The sequence below is a fragment of the Pseudomonas sp. P5_B2 genome (assembly GCF_056400445.1).
The window spans coordinates 1-1,539 of record NZ_JBFULH010000832.1 but is presented as its reverse complement, the minus strand read 5'-3'; the positions used below and the strand labels follow the sequence as shown (position 1 = coordinate 1,539).

General features: G+C 61.1%; 2 protein-coding genes. Both read left to right on the top strand.

What is annotated here, in order from left to right; genetic code table 11:
* Positions 1–136 precede the first annotated feature (136 nt).
* The gene (locus tag AC1DRJ_RS27235; RefSeq protein WP_477804877.1) at positions 137–1,201 is read left to right on the top strand and encodes a lipocalin-like domain-containing protein; all 1,065 of its coding nucleotides are present in this window, start codon (positions 137–139) and stop codon (positions 1,199–1,201) included.
* Between the two features lie 62 nt (positions 1,202–1,263).
* Complete coding sequence (locus AC1DRJ_RS27230; protein WP_477804876.1) at positions 1,264–1,527, top strand: hypothetical protein; 264 nt, start codon at positions 1,264–1,266, stop codon at positions 1,525–1,527.
* Positions 1,528–1,539: the final 12 nt, after the last annotated feature.

Sequence of the window (1,539 nt, the reverse complement as noted above, 5' to 3'; positions counted from 1 at the left end):
CTGCCATTGCGCGTGTTTCCGTTGCAGTTGTTGCAGTTGATGGGGTTGGCGTTGTTTGCGACGTTATTGGCGTCGGCGTGGCCGTTGTACTCGCTGTATCGCACGCAACCGGCGGACCTGCTGAGGACCTTTGCTCATGAGGATTAAGCTCGGTCTGCTGCTGGTGATGGTGTTGAGTGGCTGCGACAACCCGGTACCCGTTGAGAAAGGCTTTGCCGGTCTGGGTGGCGAGGCTGCGGCGTTTACGCCGGTGGTGCCCGGTCGGGTGTTCAGCTTCCCGGCAGATCATGGCCCGCATGACGGTTTTCGTATCGAGTGGTGGTACGTCACCACCAACCTCAAGGACGAGCAGGGCCGCGAATTCGGCGTGCAATGGACGTTGTTTCGCAGCGCCTTGAAAGCAGCGCCCGAGGTCGCAGGCTGGGGCAATCAGACGATCTGGCTGGGGCACGCGGCCGTGACGTCGGCGACGGTGCATCACGCCGCCGAACGCTACGCCCGGGGCGGCGTCGGTCAGGCGGGTGTAAACGTGGCGCCGTTCAATGCCTGGATCGATGACTGGCGTTTCAGCAGTCAGAGCTCTGATCTTTTGTCGGACCTTCAACTCAGCGCGCGGGACAAGGACTTTGGCTACCAACTGCACCTGACAGCTACCCGTCCGCTGGTGCTTCAGGGCGATAAAGGTTTCAGCCAGAAATCTGAACAAGGCCAGGCGTCGTACTATTACAGCCAGCCGTTTTTTCAGGCCAGTGGTTCGCTGGAAATCGATGGCAAGACCTATCAAGTCAGCGGCCCGGCCTGGCTTGATCGTGAATGGAGCAGCCAGCCGCTGACTGCCAATCAGACCGGTTGGGACTGGTTTTCCCTGCACCTGGACAGCGGCGAACAGGTGATGCTCTACCGCATGCGCAACAAGCACGGCGAGCCTTACCTCACCGGCACCTGGATCGACGCCCATGGGCAGACTCAACAACTGCATGCCGACGACATCCGCCTTACCCCGCAAGACACCGCCAACGTTGCTGGCCGTACGATGCCGGTGCGCTGGTCCATCAAAATCCCCGGCAAGCACCTCGACATCACCCTCGATGCCCTCAACCCCAACGCCTGGATGGATTTGCGCATTCCGTATTGGGAAGGGCCGGTGCAACTGAGCGGCAGCCATGCGGGGCAGGGCTATCTGGAAATGACCGGTTATTGAGCCGGAACTCTCGGCGGATCGACGTCCTCCTACGTTAACAAGCCCGTTCACAGGAGCCCGCCATGAGCGACGACCTCAAACCGCCAGACCTTGCCGCGTGGCAGCGCCTGTTCGACGACAAGGCCTACTGGCAGCAATCCCCCGACGCCCATTACGTCGAACTGCTGCGCATGGCCGACGACTTGTTGGGGCAGGGCGCCATCGACCTGGAACAGTGGCGAGACTTGAATGCCCGCGCCGAGCAAACGCACAAAAACACGCCTGCCGTGAACGACGCCCATGAAGTAGACGATCCGCAGGCCTCAGAATCCCCGCACGAACGCTAAAGTGCCGCCCTA

Excerpts from the sequence above, each read along its gene's own strand:
- AC1DRJ_RS27230 (WP_477804876.1), top strand. The coding sequence starts at position 1,264 with ATGAGCGACGACCTCAAACCGCCAGACCTTGCCGCGTGGCAGCGCCTG.
- AC1DRJ_RS27235 (WP_477804877.1), top strand. The coding sequence starts at position 137 with ATGAGGATTAAGCTCGGTCTGCTGCTGGTGATGGTGTTGAGTGGCTGC.